The sequence below is a fragment of the Saccharothrix hoggarensis genome (genome assembly GCF_042678885.1).
GTDB classification, from domain to species: domain Bacteria; phylum Actinomycetota; class Actinomycetes; order Mycobacteriales; family Pseudonocardiaceae; genus Actinosynnema; species Actinosynnema hoggarensis.
The window spans coordinates 1-16,552 of the sequence record NZ_JBHTLK010000160.1; the positions used below are offsets into that span (position 1 = coordinate 1).

Genomic DNA, 16,552 nt, shown 5'->3' on the forward strand with positions numbered 1-16,552 from the left:
AGCTCCGCCGCGGCCACCCGCATCCGCTCCACCGGCCGCAGCGACGACCGCACGGCCAGCCACGTCGCGATGCCGACCAGGCCCGCGACCAGCACCGCGGCCACCGCGAGCCACCGGGTGCCCAGCACGTTGGCCCGCTGGTAGCCGACGAGCGTGTCGCCCGCGACGTGCAGCCGCGGCGTGCCGTCGGGCGCGAACTCCACCCGTCCGATCCACCGGTGCGCGCTGGGGCCGTCGATCCGCAGCACGGGTTCGCCCGCCTTGAGCCGCCGGATGTCCGCCGCCGTCAGGTCCGGTCGCGGCCCGCCGTCCAACGGGTTGCCCGCGGTGTCGAGCACCCGCGCGCGACCGCCCTTCGCCAGCTCCGAGTCCACCGCGCTGACCTGCACCAGCCCGATGAGGTTCGGGGCGAGGAGGGTGAACGCGAGCAGGCACAGCAGGGCCACGCCCGTGGCCACGACGGTGATCCGGAACCGCAGCGTGCGGCGCAGCCACCAGCGGCGCGGGCTCACCTGCGCCGTTCTCACCGCCGCCGGGTCCCCGCCGAACCCAGCGCCGCGTCGAGGTCCGGCGTGGACGCCAGGTAGCCGTGCCCGCGGACGGTCCGCACGACCTCCCCCGCGCCCATCGCGTCGAGCTTGCGCCGCAGGTAGCCGACGTACACCTCGACCGCGTTGCGGGTCGCGGCCTGCTCGTCGCCCCACACCGTGCGCAGCAGCTCGTCCTTGGTGACGACCGAGCCCGCCCGGCTCGCCAGCACGTCGAGCACGGCGTACTCGCGCGGCGACAGCGACACCGGCTCGCCCGCCCAGCTGACCTCGCGCACGGCCCGGTCCACGACCAGGTCGCCGAGCTTGAGCCGGCGCCGCGCCAGGTCGGACGAGTTGCGCCGCAGCAGCGCGCGGACCTGCGCCACCAGCACCACGAACGAGAACGGCTTCACCAGGTAGCCGTCGGCGCCGAGGTCGAGGCCGTCGGCCTGGTCGACCTCGCCGTCCTTCGCCGACACCATCAGCACGGGCGTGCGCACGCCCTCGGCCCGCATCCGCTGCAACACCCGGTAGCCGGACAGGCCGGGCAGCATGATGTCCAGCAGCACCACGTCGAACGCGCCGGTCAGCGCGACCCTCAGGGCGTTCGGGCCGTCGGCGGCGGTGACCACCTCCATGCCCTCCGCGGACAGGCCGCGTTCCAGCGCGCGTCGTACGCCGATCTCGTCGTCCACAACCAGCACCCGTGGTCTCACACCCCACAGCATGCCCCGTGAGGAGGACAATCGGCTCGGGAGTCTCAGTGCGCTCTCAGGCTCTCAGCACCATCTCAGGGCCCTCGGAGGAGTGTCTGGGTTGTCGGGTCGCAAGGGGCTGCCCGGTAGGAGGAGGGGACATGAACCGGAGAAGGGTGACCGTCGTGGCGGCGGCGGTCGGTGTGGTCGCCGGGGCCACCGGGCTGGGGGTGCTCGCCATGCCCGCCGGCGCGGGGCCCGCACCGGTGCTGCCGGACGTCACCGCCGAGGCGCTGGTGGAGTCGGTGCTCAACGCCGAGCCGGCCGCGTTCGGCGGCACGATCTCGGTGAACAACGACCTCGGCATCCCGGCCATCGCGGGCGTCCCGCAGCTCTCGGACGGCGCCAGCACGCTGCGGATGTGGACCGACGGCACCGGCAAGCTGCGCGTGCAGCTGCCCGGCGGCGACACGGAGCGCACGTTCGTGGACGACGGCACGACGGCGTGGCTGTGGGACTCGGCCGACCAGTCCGTGACCAAGCTGCCGCACGGGTCGTTCGAGGAGCGTCAGCTCGAACTGGGCGAGCAGAGCACCGTGCCGACCGACCCGGTGACGGTGTCGCGGCAGGTGGTGGCGGCGATCCAGGAGCACAGCGACGTCACCGTCGACGGCACGGCGCGCGTCGCCAACCGGCCCGTGTACGAGCTCGTGCTGACGCCGAAGCCGACCGAGAAGACGGTGCTGCGCGAGGTGCGCGTCGCGGTCGACTCGGAGCTGCGGGTGCCGCTGCGCGTGGCCGTGCTGACCAACGGCACGGACGCGCCCGCCGTGCAGGTCGGGTTCTCCGAGCTGACCGTCGGCCCGCAGGAGGCGTCGCTGTTCGCCTTCACCCCGCCCGCCGGCGCGAAGGTGAACGAGAAGCCGGTCGAGGAGCCGACCGCCGAGGACAAGGCGGCGGCCGAGCAGGCGTTCACCGAGGCGGACCCGCAGGTCATCGGCGAGGGCTGGGACGTCGTGCTGGCCGCACGGGCGCCCCAGGACGCCCTGGCCGGTCTCGCGGAGCAGCAGGAGCAGCGCGGTGACGGCCGCTGGTCCGAGGGCCACGAGGTCGACGTGCAGGGCTTGCTCGAGCAGTTGGGCAAGCAGGTCAGCGGCCCGTGGGGCTCGGGCACGCTGATCACCACGCGGGTCGGCGGCGTCCTCGTCGCGGACGACGGCCGGATCGCCGTCGGCGCGGTGCCGGAGCAGGTGCTGGTGGACGCGATCGGCCAGGTCAAGTGACCACCTCGACCAGCGCGCGGGTGGGGTCGGCCGCTTCGGCGGCCGGCTCCACCCCGGTCTTCGCGGCCCGGACGCGGGGACTGCGCAAGGTGTACGGGCGCACGGTCGCGGTGGACCGGGTGGACCTCGACGTGCCGCAGGGGGCGGTGCTCGGGATGCTCGGCCCGAACGGGTCGGGCAAGACCACCACGATCCGCATGCTGCTCGGGCTCGTGCGGCCGACCGAGGGGGAGGTCGAGCTGCTGGGGAAAGCGCTGCCCGACGGCGTCGCGCTCGCGCTGCCGCACGTCGGCGCGCTGGTCGAGGGTCCGGGGTTCCACCCCTTCCTGTCCGGTCGGGAGAACCTGCGGCGGGTGGCGGCGTTCGAGCCGCTGCTCGCCACCGGCGACATCCGGCAGGCCGTGGAGGACGCGTTGGAGCGGGTCGGTCTCGCGGCCGCCGCGCACCGGCGCTACCGGGGGTACTCGCTCGGCATGAAGCAGCGCCTGGGCCTCGCCTCGGCGCTGCTCGTGCCGCGCAAGCTGATCGTGCTGGACGAGCCGACCAACGGGCTCGACCCGGCGGGCACCCGCGAGGTCCGCAAGGTCATCGCGGACCTGCACGAGGCCGGCAGCACCGTGGTCGTCTCGTCCCACCTGCTCAGCGAGATCGAGGCGACGTGCACGCACGTGGCCGTGCTGCACCGGGGAACCGTTGTGGCGCAAGGGGAACTGGCCGAGCTGCTGCACGCGGACAGCAGTTCGCTGCTGGTCGTCACGCCGGACGTGGACGAGGCGCTGAACGCGCTGCGCGCGGGCCGGATCTCGGCCCGCCCCATCGAGGACGGCGTGCGGGTCGAGCTGATCGGCACGACCGCGCCCGTGGTGCTGGAGACGCTGGTGCGCGCGGGGGTCGCGGTGCACGAGGCGCGCCGGCACCGCACCGGCCTGGAAGACCTGTTCGCCCGGCTCACCGAGGCCGAGGAGTCCGAGCACAACCTGTCCGCCGTGGACACGATCGAGGAGGGCAGGCCATGAGCGCGCTGGTCGCCGTGCGCGCGCCGCTGGGGCGGCAGCTGCGCTCGGAGCTGCGGTGGATCGTGCGCCGGCCGCGGACGGTGATCGGGCTGGCGTCGCTGTGCCTGGTGCCGATCCTGGCCGGGATCGGGCTGTGGTTCGCGGTGGACGACGGCCCCGCGGGTCCGGGCCTGGCCGGGATCATCGCGGGAAACGGGCTGGTGCTGCCCGTGTTCACGCTGTTCCTGGCGTTGCCGCTGCTGCTGCCGCTGGTCGGCGCGATCTGGGCGGCCGACGGGCTCGCCGGCGAGGCGCAGCACGGCACGCTGCGCGGGTTGGTGCTGTCGCCGGTCGGCCGGCTCCGGCTGCTGGGGATCAAGGCGTTCGGCGTGGCCACCATGTCGTTGGCCGCGGTGACGCTGATCGCGGTGGTCGGCGCGGTCACCGGCGCGATCCTGTTCGGCGGCGAGGGGATGCTGACGCTGTCCGGGTCGACCCTGTCGTTCGGGGCGGCGGTCGGGCGGATCGCGTTGACGGTCCTGCTGGTGACGGTGCAGGTGTGGGGCGTGGCGGCGATCGCGATGGCGATCTCGGCGTGCACCGAGCACCCGCTGGTGGTGATGGCCGCGACGATGGCCGGTGTGATCGTGTTCGCGGTGCTGGGCGTGTTCAGCGCGCTGGACTGGCTGCACCCGTACCTCATCACGTCGACGTGGCAGGGCCTGGTCGACGTCATGCGCGACCCGCTGCCGACCGAGCAGCTGTGGCGCGGCACGGCGCTGGCCGGGTGCTACATCCTGATCGGACTGTCCCTGGCGGCAATGCGGTTGGCCACGAAGGACAACTAGCCCACAATCGGCCCGTGCTCCCGGAGACGGACAGGTTGGCGCTGCGCCCGATCGATGAGTCCTATGTGGACGCCCTCGCGTGGCTGCTCGGCGAACCGCGGGTGATGCGGTTCATCGAGGACGGCAAGCCGGTGTCGCGGGCCGACGTGGAGCGGGTCGTGCTGCCGAAGGTGGCGGGCGGGCGCGGCTGGTGGGCGGCGCACGAGAAGGCGACGGGCGCGTTCATCGGCTGGTTCGAGCTGAGCCCGGCCGGCGAGGGGGTCGCCGAGCTGGGCTACCGGCTGCACCCGGACTTCTGGGGGCGCGGGTACGCGACGGAGGGCGCGTCGGCGTTGGTGGCGCACGGTTCGGCGGCGGGGCTGCGCCGGGTCGTGGCGTACGCGATGGCCGTGAACACGGGGTCGCGGCGGGTGTTGGAGAAGGTCGGGCTGCGGCACGTGCGCACGTTCCACGAGGAGTGGCCCGACTACGTCGAGGGCGCCGAGCACGGCGACGTGGAGTACGCCCTCGACCTCTAGAGCGCGCGATGGGGTTGGAGGGCGGCGCCCAGCGCCTTGGCGAGCCACCCGAGGCCGTTGCCGCGGAGGCGCTCGGCCTCGGGTTGGCGGTGCCGCGCCGAGGGGTCGTTGGGCGCCCAGCTCGCCCGCCGCGACTCGGTGAGCCAGGCCCGGACGTGGCCGCCGAGCGGGCTGTCGGGCGTGACCGCGACGGCCTGCCCGCGTTCGGCCGCGGCGAGCGCGTCGGCCAGTCCGGGGGTGTCGGTCAGGCCGTGCAGCCCGCTGAGCCGCCGCACCTCGGCCAGGGCGTCCACGGGCCCGTCGTGCCCCGGCCGGGTCGTCTGGACCGGGTGCGCCTCGACGAACCAGGTCTCGATGTGCGCGCTGGTCAGCGGGCCGGCGAGGTCGTCGAACGCCGGCAGCACGCCGGTGAGGTCGCCGACCACCTCCAGGCACCGGGCGATGGGGTCGTCAACCGCTTCGTCCTCCTCGTCCTCGGGGAAGCCGACGTCGCGCATCCGGGAGAGCAGGCGGTCGGGATCGGCGCCGTGGCGGTAGGTGGGGAAGGTCGGGTCGAACCCGGTGATCAGCACGCCGTCCACGGCGTACTCGAACGACGGCGACGCGTAGTCGTGGCGCAGGACGGACACCGCCTCGGTCCCGCGCGACAGCACCTCGACCAGGTGCGAGCCCTGGAACCCGTTCGGCTCGAACACGACGGTCCACGTGCCGAGCGGCAGCGCCAACGCCACCTCGGGGTAGCCGTCGTCGTAGTTGTGGAGGTCGGCGACGTCCTCCCGCGCGCGGGTGGCGACGGTGCCGGGCAGCCCGCCCATGCGCCGCAACGCCTCGGCCTCGTCGACGCCCTTGATGAACGTCAGGCAGTAGATCTCCCCGAGCTCCGGCCCGTCACCCGGCCACGCGTCCGCCCAGGAAAGGTCGTCGGTCTCGTCCACGTGAGCCCCCTCAAGTCACGGCGGAGGCGGGCGAGCGTAGCAGCGGGCGTCGGTCCCCGCGGCCGTTTCAGCCGATGATCGCGACGCCGTCGTGGTCCACGGACAGCCGCACGCGGTCGCCCGGCGACGGCGGCTCGGCGACCGGGGCCACGGCCTCGAACTCCTCGCCCTCCACCATCCCCGACCCCGTCAGCCGCACGAGCAGCCGGACGTGGTCGCGGCGGTGGACGCGTTCCAGCACCTCCGCCTCGATCCCGCCCGCCCGGTCGACGTGGAGCGCCGTGGCCCGCAGGCCGACGCGGGCGGCCACGCCCAGCAACGCCGACGCGGCCTCGGCGGCCAGCACCTTGCCGCAGCCCAGGAACCGGGCCGTCTCGACGTCCGCCGGCCGCCGCCACACGTCCGTCGGCACGCCGACCTGCACGATCCGCCCCGCCCGCATCACCGCCACCCGGTCGGCCAGGGTGAACGCCTCGTCGTGGTCGTGCGTGACCACCAGCGCGGTCGCGCCCGTCTCGCGCAGCAACCGCGCCAGGTCCACCGCCAGCTGCTCCCGCAACGCCCGGTCCAGCGCGGACAGCGGCTCGTCCAGCAGCAGCAACTTGGGCCGCGGCGCCAGCGCCCGGGCCAGCGCGACCCGTTGCTGCTCACCGCCGGACAGCTCGGTAACCCGCCGCCGCCCGTACCCGGCGAGCCCGACCAGCTCCAGCAGCTCGGCCACCCGCTTCTCGCGCGCTTCCCGCTCCACCCGGCGCATCCGCAGCCCGAACGCCACGTTGCCCGCCACGTCCCGGTGCGGGAACAGCTGGCCGTCCTGGAACACCAGCCCGAACCCGCGCCGGTGCACGGGCGTCCCGGCGAGGTCCACCCCGTCCCACGACACCACTCCGTCACACGGCTCCAGCCCGGCCACCGCCCGCAGCAACGTCGACTTGCCGCACCCGGACGGCCCGAGCAGCGCCACCACCTCGCCGTCGGCGATCCGGAGGTCCACACCGGACACCGCGGTCACGGCGCCGTAGCGCACGCTCACCCCGTCGACCCGCAACGCCATCAGAACTCCCCGCCGCTCGGCGCCCGCAACCGCTCGATCACCAGCACCGCCACCGTGGTCACGACCATCAGCAACGCGCACGCCGCGTACGCCATCTGGCTGTTCAGCTGACCGGGCCGCGACATCAGCCGGGCGATCACCACCGGCAGCGTCGGCGCGTCCGGCCGCGCCAGGAAGCTCGTCGCGCCGAACTCGCCCAGCGCCACCACGAACCCGAACCCGGCCGCCGCCAGCAGCGACCGGGACGCCAGCGGCAGGTCCACCTCGCGCCACACCCGCCACGGGCTCGCGCCCAACGTCGCCGCCGCCTGCCGCAGCCGCTCGTCCACGGCCCGCAGCACCGGCAGCACGATCCGCACGATCAGCGGCGTCACGACCAGCGCCTGGGCCAGCGGCACCAGCAGCGGCGACGTGCGGAAGTCGCCGGGCAGGGCGTCCATGGTGATCAGGTAGCCGAACCCGAGCGTCACCGCCGACACCCCGAGCGGCAGCATCAACGCGGTGTCGAGGGTTTCCGCGAACCACGAGCCGTGCCGCCGCAACCCGACCAGCACGACCGCCGACACCACGCCGACGAGCAGCGCCACCAGCGTCGCGTCGGTGGCCGTGCGCAGCGAATTCACCGCCGCGTCCAGCCCGGACACGGCGAGCGTGCCGCGCTCCCCCGTGCCGGCCAGCGCCGCGTACCCGGCGAAGCTCCAGCCGTCGTGCGTGGCCAGGGACCGCACCAGCAGCCCGACGACCGGCGTGAGCAGCGCCAGCACCACCAGCCACGCCGCGCCGACGACGGCCCACTCGCCGCCGGTCGGCCGCCGCGTCGGCTCGATCCGCAGCGGCAGCGACTTCTCCCGCTTGCGCCGGGCCGCCGCGCCGACCACCAGCACGGCGATCACGGCGGCGAACTGCACGAGCGACAGCGCGGCCGCGCCCGACAGGTCGAACAGCTCCACCGTGCGGAGGTAGATCTCCGTCTCCAGCGTCCGGTGGCGCGCGCCGCCCAGCACCAGCACGACGCCGAAGCTGGTGGCGCAGAACAGGAACACGACCGACGCGGCCGAGCCGATCGCCGGCGCGAGCGACGGCAGCACGACGGACGTGAACGCCCGCGCGCGTGACGCGCCCAGCGCCCGTGCCGCGTCCTCCGCCCGCCGGTCGACCCGCGCCCACAGCCCGCCGACCGTGCGGGCGACCACGGCGACGTTGAAGAACGCGTTGGCGAGCACGATCGGCAGCACCCCGCCGTCCGGCCACAGCGCCCGGAACGCGAGCCCGACCACGACGGTCGGCAGCACGAACGGCACCATCACCGCCGCCCGCACCACGCCCGCCCCGCGGACCCGGCACCGGGCCAGCAGGAACGCCACCGGCAAGCCCGTGACCAGCGCCAACGCCGTCGCGCCCGCGGCCTGGCCCAGCGTGAACGCGACCAGGTCCCAGGTGTCGGCGCGGGCCAGGACGGGCAGCACGCCGTCCTCGCCGAGCCCGAGGCTCACGATCGCGAGCACCGGCCAGGCGAAGAACACGCCCAGGAACGCCAGCGGCAGCAGCGCCGCCAACGCCCAGGTGAGCCGGGGCCGCCGCGTCGACCGCGGCCCCGGCGTCGGGGACGTCGCGCTCAGCCCTGCACCAGCGCGCGCCACTGCTGCACCCACTGCTCGCGCTTCGCGTCCACCTCGGCCGCGGGCAGGGAGCGCGCGGTGGCCGGCAGCGGCGCGGCCGTCGTCCACGCCTCGGGCAGCGCGACGCCCTCGCGCGACGGGTACACGTACATCTGGCCGGGCACGTCGGCCTGGAACCGCTCGCCCAGCAGGAAGTCGACGACCTTCTTGGCGTCCTCGGGGTTCTTCGCGCCGTTCAGCACACCCGCGTACTCGACCTGGCGGTAGCACGTGTCCAGCAGCGCCTTGGTGCGCGGCACGCCGTCCTCGCCGATCTCCGCCGACGGCGACGACGCGTAGGACACCACGACCGGGCGCGGCCCCTTGCCGCTGGAACCGGAGAAGTCCTGCGTGTAGGCCTCCTCCCAGCCGCTGACGACCTTCACGCCGTTCGCCTTCAGCTGCCCCCAGTAGTTCTGCCAGTTCGCCTCGCCGAAGGTGGCGATGGTGCCGAGCAGGAACGCCAGGCCCGGCGACGACGTGGCCGGGTCCTCGACCACCAGCATGTCCTTGTACTTCGGGTCGGCCAGGTCGGCGTACTGCTTCGGCTCGCCGATGTCCTTGAACGCGGCCACGTCGATGTTCAGGCACACGTCGCCGACGTCCACGGCGTGCAGCCGGTTCGGCGGGTCGAGCTGGTAGCGCTGCGCGCCCTTGCCCGCCTCGGGGCTCGCGTACTCGGCGAACACGCCTTCCTTGAGCGCGCGGGAGGCGAACGTGGAGTCGACGCCGAAGGCGACGTCGCCGATGGGGGCGTCCTTGGTCAGGACCAGCTTGTTGGTCACCTCGCCGGCGTCACCGCTGGCCAGCGGCTTGATCGTGATGCCGGTGTCCTTCTTGAACTGCTCCAGCACCTCCGGCGTGACCGCGAACGAGTCGTGCGTCACCAGCGTGACGACCCGCTCGCCCGCCGGCGCGTTGTTGTTCGACGCGGTCACCGAACAGGCCGTGAGCAGCGCGAACGCCGTCACGGCAGCCGTGGACGCGGTCAGCACTCGTCGGAACATCATCTCTCCCTACACCGGCATGACCCGGATCAGGTGTGGACGGTCGAAGGCTCGCGCGCCTTCCTCTCAGCCCGGCGCAGCACCGGACTCCCGTGGCGAACGCGCAGCTTACCCCGCGCGGTGGCACGATCGGTCCATGGCCGAACTGCTGACCGACGACCAGGTGACCGCCTCGCTGGCCAACCTCCCGGCGTGGCGCGCCGAGGACACCGCCTTGGTGCGCACGGTGGAGCTGGGGAGCTTCTCGCAGGCCATCCAGGTGGTGTGCCGGGTGGCGGAGATCGCGGAGAACGACAACCACCACCCCGACATCGACATCCGCTGGCGCACGCTGACGTTCCGCTGCACCACGCACTCGACCGGCGGGATCACCGCGCTGGACGTGTCACTCGCGGAGGAGATCGACGGGGTGCTCGACGTCCTGCGGTGACCGCTCGGCCGCGCGCCGCCGGAGCACGACGGCGATCGTGACGAGCGTGAGCACGCCCACCGCCGGGTACACCCAGCCGAGCGCCGAGTAGTACCAGGGCCGCGGGATGACCCAGATCGACGGCTGCGCCTTCAGCAGGAACGAGATCAGGTAGCTGCCGATGGCGAGGAGCCACGCGACGGCCGTCACGGTCGCCAGCCGGTGCTTCGCGGAGTAGAGCAGCCACATCAGCGCGGGCACCGCCCACACCCAGTGGTGGCTCCACGAGATCGGCGACACGAGCAGGCCGAGGAACTGGACGGTGACGATCATCGCCAGCGTGTCCCGGGCCTTCACCGCGGCGTGCAGCGCGACCCCGGCGAGCACGACGGCCACCGCCACCCCGGCCACGAACACCGGCCCCGTCTCCACGTCGTGGCCGACGGTGCGGGACAGCGCGCCCCGCAGCGACTGGTTGATCGCCGAGCCGACCGGCCCGACCCGCGTGGCGTCGCCGAGCAGGTGGAACCAGTACCGCTCCGACAGGCTCGGCGAGATCAGGTAGCCGAGCCCGACCGTGCCGAAGAACGCCACCGCCGACCACACGGCCGCCCGGTAGCGGCGGGCGGCGAGGAAGTAGAGGCCGGAGATCGCGGGCGTGAGCTTCAGCCCGGCCGCGATGCCGACGCCGGCGCCCTGCTTCCAGCTCCGCGCGCTGACCATCGTGCCGAGCAGCAGCGCGGCGAGCACCAGGTTGATCTGGCCGTAGTTCAACGTCGTGCGGACCGGTTCGACCCACACGAACAGGCCCGTCCACAGCAGCGCGCGGCGCGGGTCGTTGCTGCCGACGAGCTGGAGGGACTTGCGCGTGACGAACCACAGGCAGGCGAGGCAGGCGAGCTGCCAGAACCAGCGCGCCACGCCCCACGGCACCCACGACAGCGGGACGAAGACGAGCGCCGAGAACGGCGGGTAGGTGAACGGGAGCGCGAACTGGTCGGAGAACTCCTTCAGCCGCCAGTCGTAGAGGAAGCCGGTGAACAGCTCGGGCGAGGCGTTCCGGTAGACCATCAGGTCCACCATGGTCATCTTCGTCTGGAAGGCGACCATCGCGAGGTGCCCGAGCAGGGAGAGGCCGAACACCCACGGCGCGTGGGCGAGCACCCGCCCCTCCAGTGCACGCAGTCCCACCCTCTACCTCCACGATCGTGTGAATTGCACGACTGCCGGGCCACGAATCGGGGTACCCGGACGTCAAGACGAGTGGGAGATCAACGCAAGGGGATACGCATGACCACCGACATCGTCGTGTTCACCGTCAGCGCACTGGCCATGCTGGCCACCGCGGGGGGCGTCTTCGCCCTGGCCCGCCACAGCCGCGACCACGTCCGCTGACGCCACTGGACAGTACCTCGGGGCGGGGGGCTCACTGAGCGCACCGCCCCGAGGTCTGTGGAGGGCCACGCGTGCCACCGGTCCCCGACCACCGCGCTCCCACGCCATCGTGCGACTACCGGCGCACGCTCCCGCGGCCTAGCGTTCCGGGCGACGCCACGCCAAGGAGTCGATCACCCATGATTGCTGCTCGAACCACCGAACCGCATTACGGTGAGGACATGGCCGACCTGCCCGACTGGATGCGTCCGCCGCGCGAGGAAGGCTGGTTCGCAGAGGACCTCGACCAACTCTCCGAGGCGCCCCGGCACACCGAGCTCATCGACGGAGCGCTCGTTTTCACGATGGCCCCGCAGCGGTACTGGCACGGTCGCATCATCGACGACCTGACCGCCGCCCTTCGAAACCAGACACCCAGCGGCATGGAGGTCGCCCGGGAGATGACAATCCGGCTCGACGCCCGCAACCGCCCCGAAGCCGACATCCTCGTGACCTCCGCCTCCATCGACCCGGACATGACGTGGTTCGAGCCGGCCGACGTGCTGCTGGTGGTCGAGGTCGTCTCGCCCGAGTCCACCTTCCGGGACCGCACGGTGAAGCTGCGCAAGTACGCGGCAGCGGGCATCCCGCACCACTGGCGGGTCGAGGACGAGGCCACCGGCCCGGTCGTGCACGTCTACGAGCTGGACGAACCGACCGGGGCGTACGCGCCGACCGGCGTCTTCCGCGACTCGCTCCACCTCGCCGTGCCGTTCGAGATCGACATCGACCTGGCGAAGCTCGTGCCAGGCCGATGACCCCCGCTCACGCCACCCCGGTCAGACGTTGAAGCGGAACTCCACCACGTCGCCGTCGACCATCACGTAGTCCTTGCCCTCGATGCGCACCTTGCCGGCGGCCTTCGCGGCGGCCATGGAACCCGCCTCCACGAGGTCGTCGAAGGAGACCACCTCGGCCTTGATGAAACCGCGCTCGAAGTCGGTGTGGATGACGCCCGCCGCCTGCGGCGCGGTCGCGCCCCGGGGGATCGTCCACGCCCGGGACTCCTTGGGGCCCGCGGTCAGGTAGGTCTGGAGGCCGAGGGTGTGGAAGCCGGCCCTCGCCAGCGAGTACAGGCCCGGCTCGTGCTGCCCGATGGACTCCAGCAGCTCGCGGGCGGACTCCTCGTCCAGCTCCAGCAGCTCCGCCTCGACCTTGGCGTCGAGGAACACCGCGTCGGCGGGCGCCACCATCTCGCGCAGTTCCTTGAGGCGGGCCTCGTCGGTCAGCACGGCCTCGTCGGCGTTGAACACGTACAGGAACGGCTTCGCGGTGAGCAGGCTCAGCTCGCGCAGCAGCGAACCGTCCACTTCGGACTGGGCGGCGAAGAGGGTGCGGCCGGAGTCGAGGATCTCGCGCGCCTTCTGCGCCGCTTCCAGCGCCGGGCGGCGGTCCTTCTGCGTCCGCGCCTCCTTCTCCAGCCTCGGCACGGCCTTCTCCAACGTCTGGAGGTCGGCCAGGATCAGCTCGGTGTTGATCGTCTCGATGTCGCTCGCCGGGTCGACGCGACCGTCGACGTGGATCACGTCGGAGTCGTCGAACACCCGGATGACCTGGCAGATCGCGTTGGCCTCGCGGATGTTGGCGAGGAACTTGTTCCCCAGGCCCGCGCCTTCGGACGCGCCCTTCACGATGCCCGCGATGTCGACGAACGACACCACCGCCGGCACCTCGCGCTCGGAGCCGAAGATCGCCGCGAGCTTGGCGAGGCGGTCGTCCGGCAGCGGCACCACGCCGACGTTCGGCTCGATGGTCGCGAACGGGTAGTTCGCCGCCAGCACGTCGTTGCGCGTGAGGGCGTTGAACAGGGTGGACTTGCCGACGTTGGGCAGGCCGACGATACCGAGGGTCAAACTCACGGTGGGTGAGTCTACGCGCCCCGGATGCCGTGTCCGATTCCCGCGAGACCGCACGTCCCACCGCCGGCAGAGTGGGCCCCATGCTCCTCGACGACGAACGCGCCTACCGGGCCGTCGCCGCCCGCGACGCCCGGTTCGACGGGTGCTTCATCCTCGCGGTGCGCACGACCCGCATCTACTGCCGGCCGTCCTGCCCCGCCGTGACGCCGAAGCGCCGCAACGCCGAGTTCTACCCCACGGCGGCCGCCGCCCAGTCCGCCGGCTACCGGGCGTGCCGGCGGTGCCTGCCGGACGCCGTGCCGGGCTCGCCGGAGTGGAACCTCCGGGCCGACCTGGCGGCGCGCGCCATGCGCCTCATCTCGGACGGCGTGGTGGAGCGCGAGGGCGTCCCCGGCCTCGCGGGGCGCCTCGGCTACTCGGAACGCCACCTGACCCGCGTGCTGACCGCCGAGCTGGGCGCCGGCCCGCTCGCCCTGGCCCGCGCCCACCGCGCGCACTCCGCGCGGCTGCTGATCGAGACGACCGACCTGTCGTTCGCCGACATCGCGTTCGCGGCCGGTTTCGCCAGCGTGCGGCAGTTCAACGACACGATCCGCACGGTGTTCGCGACGACCCCGTCGGCGATGCGCTCGACCCGCGCCGCGCCGACCACGGCGGGCCGCCTCACGCTCCGCCTGCCGTACCGGCCGCCGTTCGACGCGGCGGGCCTGCTCGCGTACTTCCGGGCCAACGCCATCCCCGGCGTCGAGCACGTGACCGAGCGGTCCTACGCGCGGTCGCTGCGCCTGCCGCACGGCCAGGCCACCGTCCTGCTGGAGCCCGCGGCCGGGCACGTGTCGTGCACGCTGCGGCTGACCGACCTGCGCGACCTGGGCAGCGCGGTGAGCCGGGTCCGGCGGCTGCTGGACCTCGACGCCGACCCGGTGGCCGTGGACGACTTCCTGTCCGCCGACCCGGCGCTGCGGCCGTCCGTGCTGGCCCGGCCGGGCGTGCGGCTGCCGGGCAGCGTGGACGGCGCGGAAACCCTGCTCCGGGCGCTCGGCCACCACGTCCGGGGCGAGCGCCTGGAACAGCCGGACGGGCCGGTGACGCACCTGTACCCGGCGCCGTCGGCCGTCGACTCCCCCGTCGCCCGGGCGTTGGCAGACGGGACGCTGAAGGTCGACGTGGGCCGTGACGCCGACGAGCTGCACGCCGAGCTGTCCGCGTTCCCGGGTGTCGGGCCGGACGTCGCCTCGTACGTCGTGATGCGCGTTCTGGGAGCCCCGGACATTCCTTTGACCAGCGACAACACCGCGTGGCGCCCTTGGCGCTCGTACGCCGCGATGCACCTCAGGAGGACCGCGTGAGCACCGGCCACGTGTCGACCACCGACACCCCGATCAGACCGTTCACCGCCATCGTCGCGGCCGACGGGGCCGTCCTGGCCAGCGGCTGGACCGCCGACGTGGACGACCTGCTGCCCCGGGTCTCCCCGTCGCTGCGCCCGACCACCCTGACCCCGCGCCGGGACCTCGGCGCCGTGACCAGGGCCGTCCGCGCCTACCACGCGGGCGACCTGGACGCGATCGCCGACATCCCCGTCCGGCAGCGGGCGGGCGAGTTCACGGCGCGGGCGTGGGACGCGCTGCGCACCGTGCCCGCGGGCAAGCCGATCAGCTACGCCGACTACGCCCTGCTCGCCGGCCGCCCGGCCGCGGTCCGGGCGGCCGCGACGGCGTGCGCCAGGAACGCCGCGACCCTGTTCGTCCCCTGCCACCGCGTGGTCCGCACGGGTGGCGCGATCGGCGACTTCCGCTGGGGCGTCGACGTGAAGCGGTGGTTGCTGAACCACGAGGCGGCCTGACGCCGGTGATCACCCGACGCCGTCAGGCCCGCGGCCGCGGACCGCGCGGCGGGTGCAGGGCGGCGCAGGTGATCACCAGCGAGACCAGGACCACCACGGTCAGGAAGCCGGTGACCAGGACGTCGAGGAGCCATTCGAAGAACATGGTCAGTCCCGTGGCGCGGTGGCCTTCTCGCCCGGCTCGCCGGTGCGGGCCTCGGCACGCCGCCGGCTGCGCAGGCTGGTCACGGTGACCGTGGCGAGGACGGCGATGATCACCGCCAGCGAGAGCGGCGTGGGGATCTCCGGCACGCCCGGCCAGATCCCGTGCGCCCAGTGCAGCACGAGCTTCGCGCCGATGAACGCGAGGATGATCGCCAGCCCGTGGTTGAGGTGGACCAGCTTCGCGAGCGCCGTGTGCAGCACGAAGTACAGGGCGCGGAGGCCGAGCAGGGCGAACGCGTTCGTGGCGAACACCAGGTACGGGTCCTCGGTGATGCCGTAGACCGCCGGGACGGAGTCGACGGCGAACACCACGTCGGTCGCGAACACCGCCACCACGACGACGGCCAGCGGCGTGAGCGCGCGCCGCCCGTGCTCGCGGACCGTCAGCCGGGTGCCGCGGTAGTCGTCGGTGACCGGCATCAGCCGGCGCAGCAGGCGGACCGAGCGCATCGCGGAGACGTCACGCTCCGCGGCGACGCCCTTCATCGCCTCGTGGAGGATCTTCACCGCCGAGGCGAACAGGATCAGCCCGAAGACGAGGAAAGCCCACGTCCCGGCCGCCAGCATGGCCGCGCCGGCCGCGATGAACACGCCGCGCAGCACCAGGGCGCCGACGATGCCGTAGAGCAGGACGCGCTGCTGCACGTTGGGCGGAACCGCGAAGGCGGCCAGCAGCAGCATGAACACGAACAGGTTGTCCACGGAGAGCGACTTCTCGACCACGAACCCCGTCATGAACTCCAGCGCCCGGTCGGTCCCGTGGGCGTTCCACAACCAGACCCCGAAGACAACCGGCAACGCGAGGTAGAACGCGGACCACCCGGCGGCTTCCCGCATCGAGACCTCGTGCGGGCGGTGGGTGACGACGAAGTCGGCCACCAGGAGCGCGACCAGGACGGCGATGCTGATGAACCACAGGCCCGTCGACCCGACGGACTCCACCGGACCGGACGGAACCGCGGGAACTGACGCCAACAGGGGCACCGGACCTCCTCGAACAGTCGATGTTCGAGGTCTCCTTCACCCCACCGGGGCGGCCTCCCGGGGACATCGAACGGGATGTCCGTAATGACCGGGCAGACGCTTGGGAAGTACTCCCCTCGCCACCAGTATCAGCGACGACCCGCCTTTAGTAAAGGGTGGGTAAAGGGCTTCCGGCGCGGAACGGCCCCGCCCAGGCGGGGGCTCGTCCGGATCAGTCTTCGTCGCGCGGCGGCCGGGGACGCCGGGGGCGGCCGCCTTCGCGGGGCGGGGCGGGGCGGCGGGGGCGGTCCTCG

17 protein-coding genes and 1 pseudogene are annotated in these 16,552 nt (G+C 73.1%); 8 read left to right on the forward strand and 10 right to left on the reverse strand.

Annotated elements, in window-relative coordinates; genetic code table 11:
* Together ACFQ3T_RS25190 and ACFQ3T_RS25195 are read right to left on the reverse strand one after the other, a co-directional pair.
* Positions 1–527, reverse strand: a pseudogene (locus tag ACFQ3T_RS25190) (two-component sensor histidine kinase); the annotation flags it as partial.
* Positions 524–1,258 (reverse strand): response regulator transcription factor, encoded by a 735-nt coding sequence (locus tag ACFQ3T_RS25195; protein WP_380726534.1) that lies wholly within the window; start codon positions 1,256–1,258, stop codon positions 524–526. The pseudogene ACFQ3T_RS25190 and the gene ACFQ3T_RS25195, both read right to left, overlap by 4 nt.
* 128 nt (positions 1,259–1,386) lie before the next feature.
* On the opposite strand from ACFQ3T_RS25195, the gene ACFQ3T_RS25200 reads away from it, so the two are divergent.
* The 4 genes from ACFQ3T_RS25200 to ACFQ3T_RS25215 are packed head-to-tail and all read left to right on the forward strand — an operon-like array spanning position 1,387 to position 4,869.
* Positions 1,387–2,508 carry a LolA family protein gene (locus ACFQ3T_RS25200; RefSeq protein ID WP_380726536.1) on the forward strand — a complete coding sequence of 374 codons (1,122 nt, stop codon included), beginning with the start codon at positions 1,387–1,389 and terminating at the stop codon, positions 2,506–2,508.
* Complete coding sequence (locus ACFQ3T_RS25205; protein WP_380726538.1) at positions 2,505–3,524, forward strand: ABC transporter ATP-binding protein; 1,020 nt, start codon at positions 2,505–2,507, stop codon at positions 3,522–3,524. The genes ACFQ3T_RS25200 and ACFQ3T_RS25205 overlap by 4 nt, the downstream gene beginning before the upstream one ends.
* Entirely contained in the window at positions 3,521–4,351 is an 831-nt protein-coding gene (locus tag ACFQ3T_RS25210; RefSeq protein ID WP_380726540.1) for an ABC transporter permease, read from the forward strand. Before ACFQ3T_RS25205 ends, ACFQ3T_RS25210 begins: the two co-directional genes overlap by 4 nt.
* A 14-nt stretch (positions 4,352–4,365) precedes the next feature.
* On the forward strand, positions 4,366–4,869 hold the full coding sequence (locus tag ACFQ3T_RS25215; protein ID WP_380726542.1) for a GNAT family N-acetyltransferase: 504 nt from the start codon (positions 4,366–4,368) through the stop codon (positions 4,867–4,869).
* Here the strand turns inward: ACFQ3T_RS25215 and ACFQ3T_RS25220 are convergent.
* From ACFQ3T_RS25220 to ACFQ3T_RS25235, 4 genes are all read right to left on the reverse strand, one after another.
* Positions 4,866–5,804, reverse strand: coding sequence for a DUF6461 domain-containing protein (locus ACFQ3T_RS25220; protein ID WP_380726544.1), 939 nt, complete (start codon positions 5,802–5,804; stop codon positions 4,866–4,868). The two genes, ACFQ3T_RS25215 and ACFQ3T_RS25220, sit on opposite strands and share 4 nt — an antisense overlap.
* A 67-nt stretch (positions 5,805–5,871) precedes the next feature.
* The gene (locus ACFQ3T_RS25225; protein WP_380726546.1) at positions 5,872–6,858 is read right to left on the reverse strand and encodes an ABC transporter ATP-binding protein; all 987 of its coding nucleotides are present in this window, start codon (positions 6,856–6,858) and stop codon (positions 5,872–5,874) included.
* Complete coding sequence (locus ACFQ3T_RS25230) at positions 6,858–8,405, reverse strand: ABC transporter permease (protein ID WP_380726564.1); 1,548 nt, start codon at positions 8,403–8,405, stop codon at positions 6,858–6,860. Before ACFQ3T_RS25230 ends, ACFQ3T_RS25225 begins: the two co-directional genes overlap by 1 nt.
* Positions 8,406–8,473: 68 nt before the next feature.
* Entirely contained in the window at positions 8,474–9,523 is a 1,050-nt protein-coding gene (locus ACFQ3T_RS25235) for a thiamine ABC transporter substrate-binding protein (RefSeq protein ID WP_380726566.1), read from the reverse strand.
* Between the two features lie 136 nt (positions 9,524–9,659).
* Between ACFQ3T_RS25235 and ACFQ3T_RS25240 the strand changes: the two genes are divergently transcribed.
* On the forward strand, positions 9,660–9,953 hold the full coding sequence (locus ACFQ3T_RS25240; RefSeq protein ID WP_380726548.1) for a 4a-hydroxytetrahydrobiopterin dehydratase: 294 nt from the start codon (positions 9,660–9,662) through the stop codon (positions 9,951–9,953).
* On the opposite strand, the gene ACFQ3T_RS25245 is transcribed toward ACFQ3T_RS25240, so the two are convergent.
* Positions 9,909–11,123, reverse strand: coding sequence for a mannosyltransferase (locus ACFQ3T_RS25245; protein WP_380726550.1), 1,215 nt, complete (start codon positions 11,121–11,123; stop codon positions 9,909–9,911). The genes ACFQ3T_RS25240 and ACFQ3T_RS25245 overlap by 45 nt on opposite strands.
* Before the next feature lie 425 nt (positions 11,124–11,548).
* On the opposite strand from ACFQ3T_RS25245, the gene ACFQ3T_RS25250 reads away from it, so the two are divergent.
* The gene (locus tag ACFQ3T_RS25250; protein WP_380726552.1) at positions 11,549–12,124 is read left to right on the forward strand and encodes a Uma2 family endonuclease; all 576 of its coding nucleotides are present in this window, start codon (positions 11,549–11,551) and stop codon (positions 12,122–12,124) included.
* Positions 12,125–12,145: 21 nt separating this feature from the next.
* On the opposite strand, the gene ychF is transcribed toward ACFQ3T_RS25250, so the two are convergent.
* The gene (gene ychF / locus ACFQ3T_RS25255; protein WP_380726554.1) at positions 12,146–13,225 is read right to left on the reverse strand and encodes a redox-regulated ATPase YchF; all 1,080 of its coding nucleotides are present in this window, start codon (positions 13,223–13,225) and stop codon (positions 12,146–12,148) included.
* An 80-nt stretch (positions 13,226–13,305) separates the two neighbouring features.
* Between ychF and ACFQ3T_RS25260 the strand changes: the two genes are divergently transcribed.
* Both ACFQ3T_RS25260 and ACFQ3T_RS25265 read left to right on the forward strand, forming a co-directional pair.
* On the forward strand, positions 13,306–14,574 hold the full coding sequence (locus ACFQ3T_RS25260) for a DNA-3-methyladenine glycosylase 2 family protein (protein ID WP_380726556.1): 1,269 nt from the start codon (positions 13,306–13,308) through the stop codon (positions 14,572–14,574).
* A complete protein-coding gene (locus tag ACFQ3T_RS25265; RefSeq protein WP_380726558.1) occupies positions 14,571–15,071 on the forward strand; it encodes a methylated-DNA--[protein]-cysteine S-methyltransferase in 501 nt (166 codons plus the stop codon). Before ACFQ3T_RS25260 ends, ACFQ3T_RS25265 begins: the two co-directional genes overlap by 4 nt.
* 22 nt (positions 15,072–15,093) lie before the next feature.
* On the opposite strand, the gene ACFQ3T_RS25270 is transcribed toward ACFQ3T_RS25265, so the two are convergent.
* Together ACFQ3T_RS25270 and ACFQ3T_RS25275 are read right to left on the reverse strand one after the other, a co-directional pair.
* Positions 15,094–15,216, reverse strand: coding sequence for a hypothetical protein (locus ACFQ3T_RS25270; RefSeq protein ID WP_380726560.1), 123 nt, complete (start codon positions 15,214–15,216; stop codon positions 15,094–15,096).
* Positions 15,217–15,218: 2 nt separating this feature from the next.
* The gene (locus tag ACFQ3T_RS25275) at positions 15,219–16,217 is read right to left on the reverse strand and encodes a TerC/Alx family metal homeostasis membrane protein (protein WP_380726562.1); all 999 of its coding nucleotides are present in this window, start codon (positions 16,215–16,217) and stop codon (positions 15,219–15,221) included.
* Positions 16,218–16,552 lie beyond the last annotated feature (335 nt).

Coding starts and splice junctions, on each gene's coding strand:
- ACFQ3T_RS25195 (WP_380726534.1), bottom strand. CDS start 1,258: ATGCTGTGGGGTGTGAGACCACGGGTGCTGGTTGTGGACGACGAGATC.
- ACFQ3T_RS25225 (WP_380726546.1), bottom strand. CDS start 6,858: ATGGCGTTGCGGGTCGACGGGGTGAGCGTGCGCTACGGCGCCGTGACC.
- ACFQ3T_RS25240 (WP_380726548.1), top strand. CDS start 9,660: ATGGCCGAACTGCTGACCGACGACCAGGTGACCGCCTCGCTGGCCAAC.
- ACFQ3T_RS25200 (WP_380726536.1), top strand. CDS start 1,387: ATGAACCGGAGAAGGGTGACCGTCGTGGCGGCGGCGGTCGGTGTGGTC.
- ACFQ3T_RS25260 (WP_380726556.1), top strand. CDS start 13,306: ATGCTCCTCGACGACGAACGCGCCTACCGGGCCGTCGCCGCCCGCGAC.
- ACFQ3T_RS25250 (WP_380726552.1), top strand. CDS start 11,549: ATGGCCGACCTGCCCGACTGGATGCGTCCGCCGCGCGAGGAAGGCTGG.
- ACFQ3T_RS25270 (WP_380726560.1), bottom strand. CDS start 15,216: ATGTTCTTCGAATGGCTCCTCGACGTCCTGGTCACCGGCTTCCTGACC.
- ACFQ3T_RS25210 (WP_380726540.1), top strand. CDS start 3,521: ATGAGCGCGCTGGTCGCCGTGCGCGCGCCGCTGGGGCGGCAGCTGCGC.
- ACFQ3T_RS25235 (WP_380726566.1), bottom strand. CDS start 9,523: ATGTTCCGACGAGTGCTGACCGCGTCCACGGCTGCCGTGACGGCGTTC.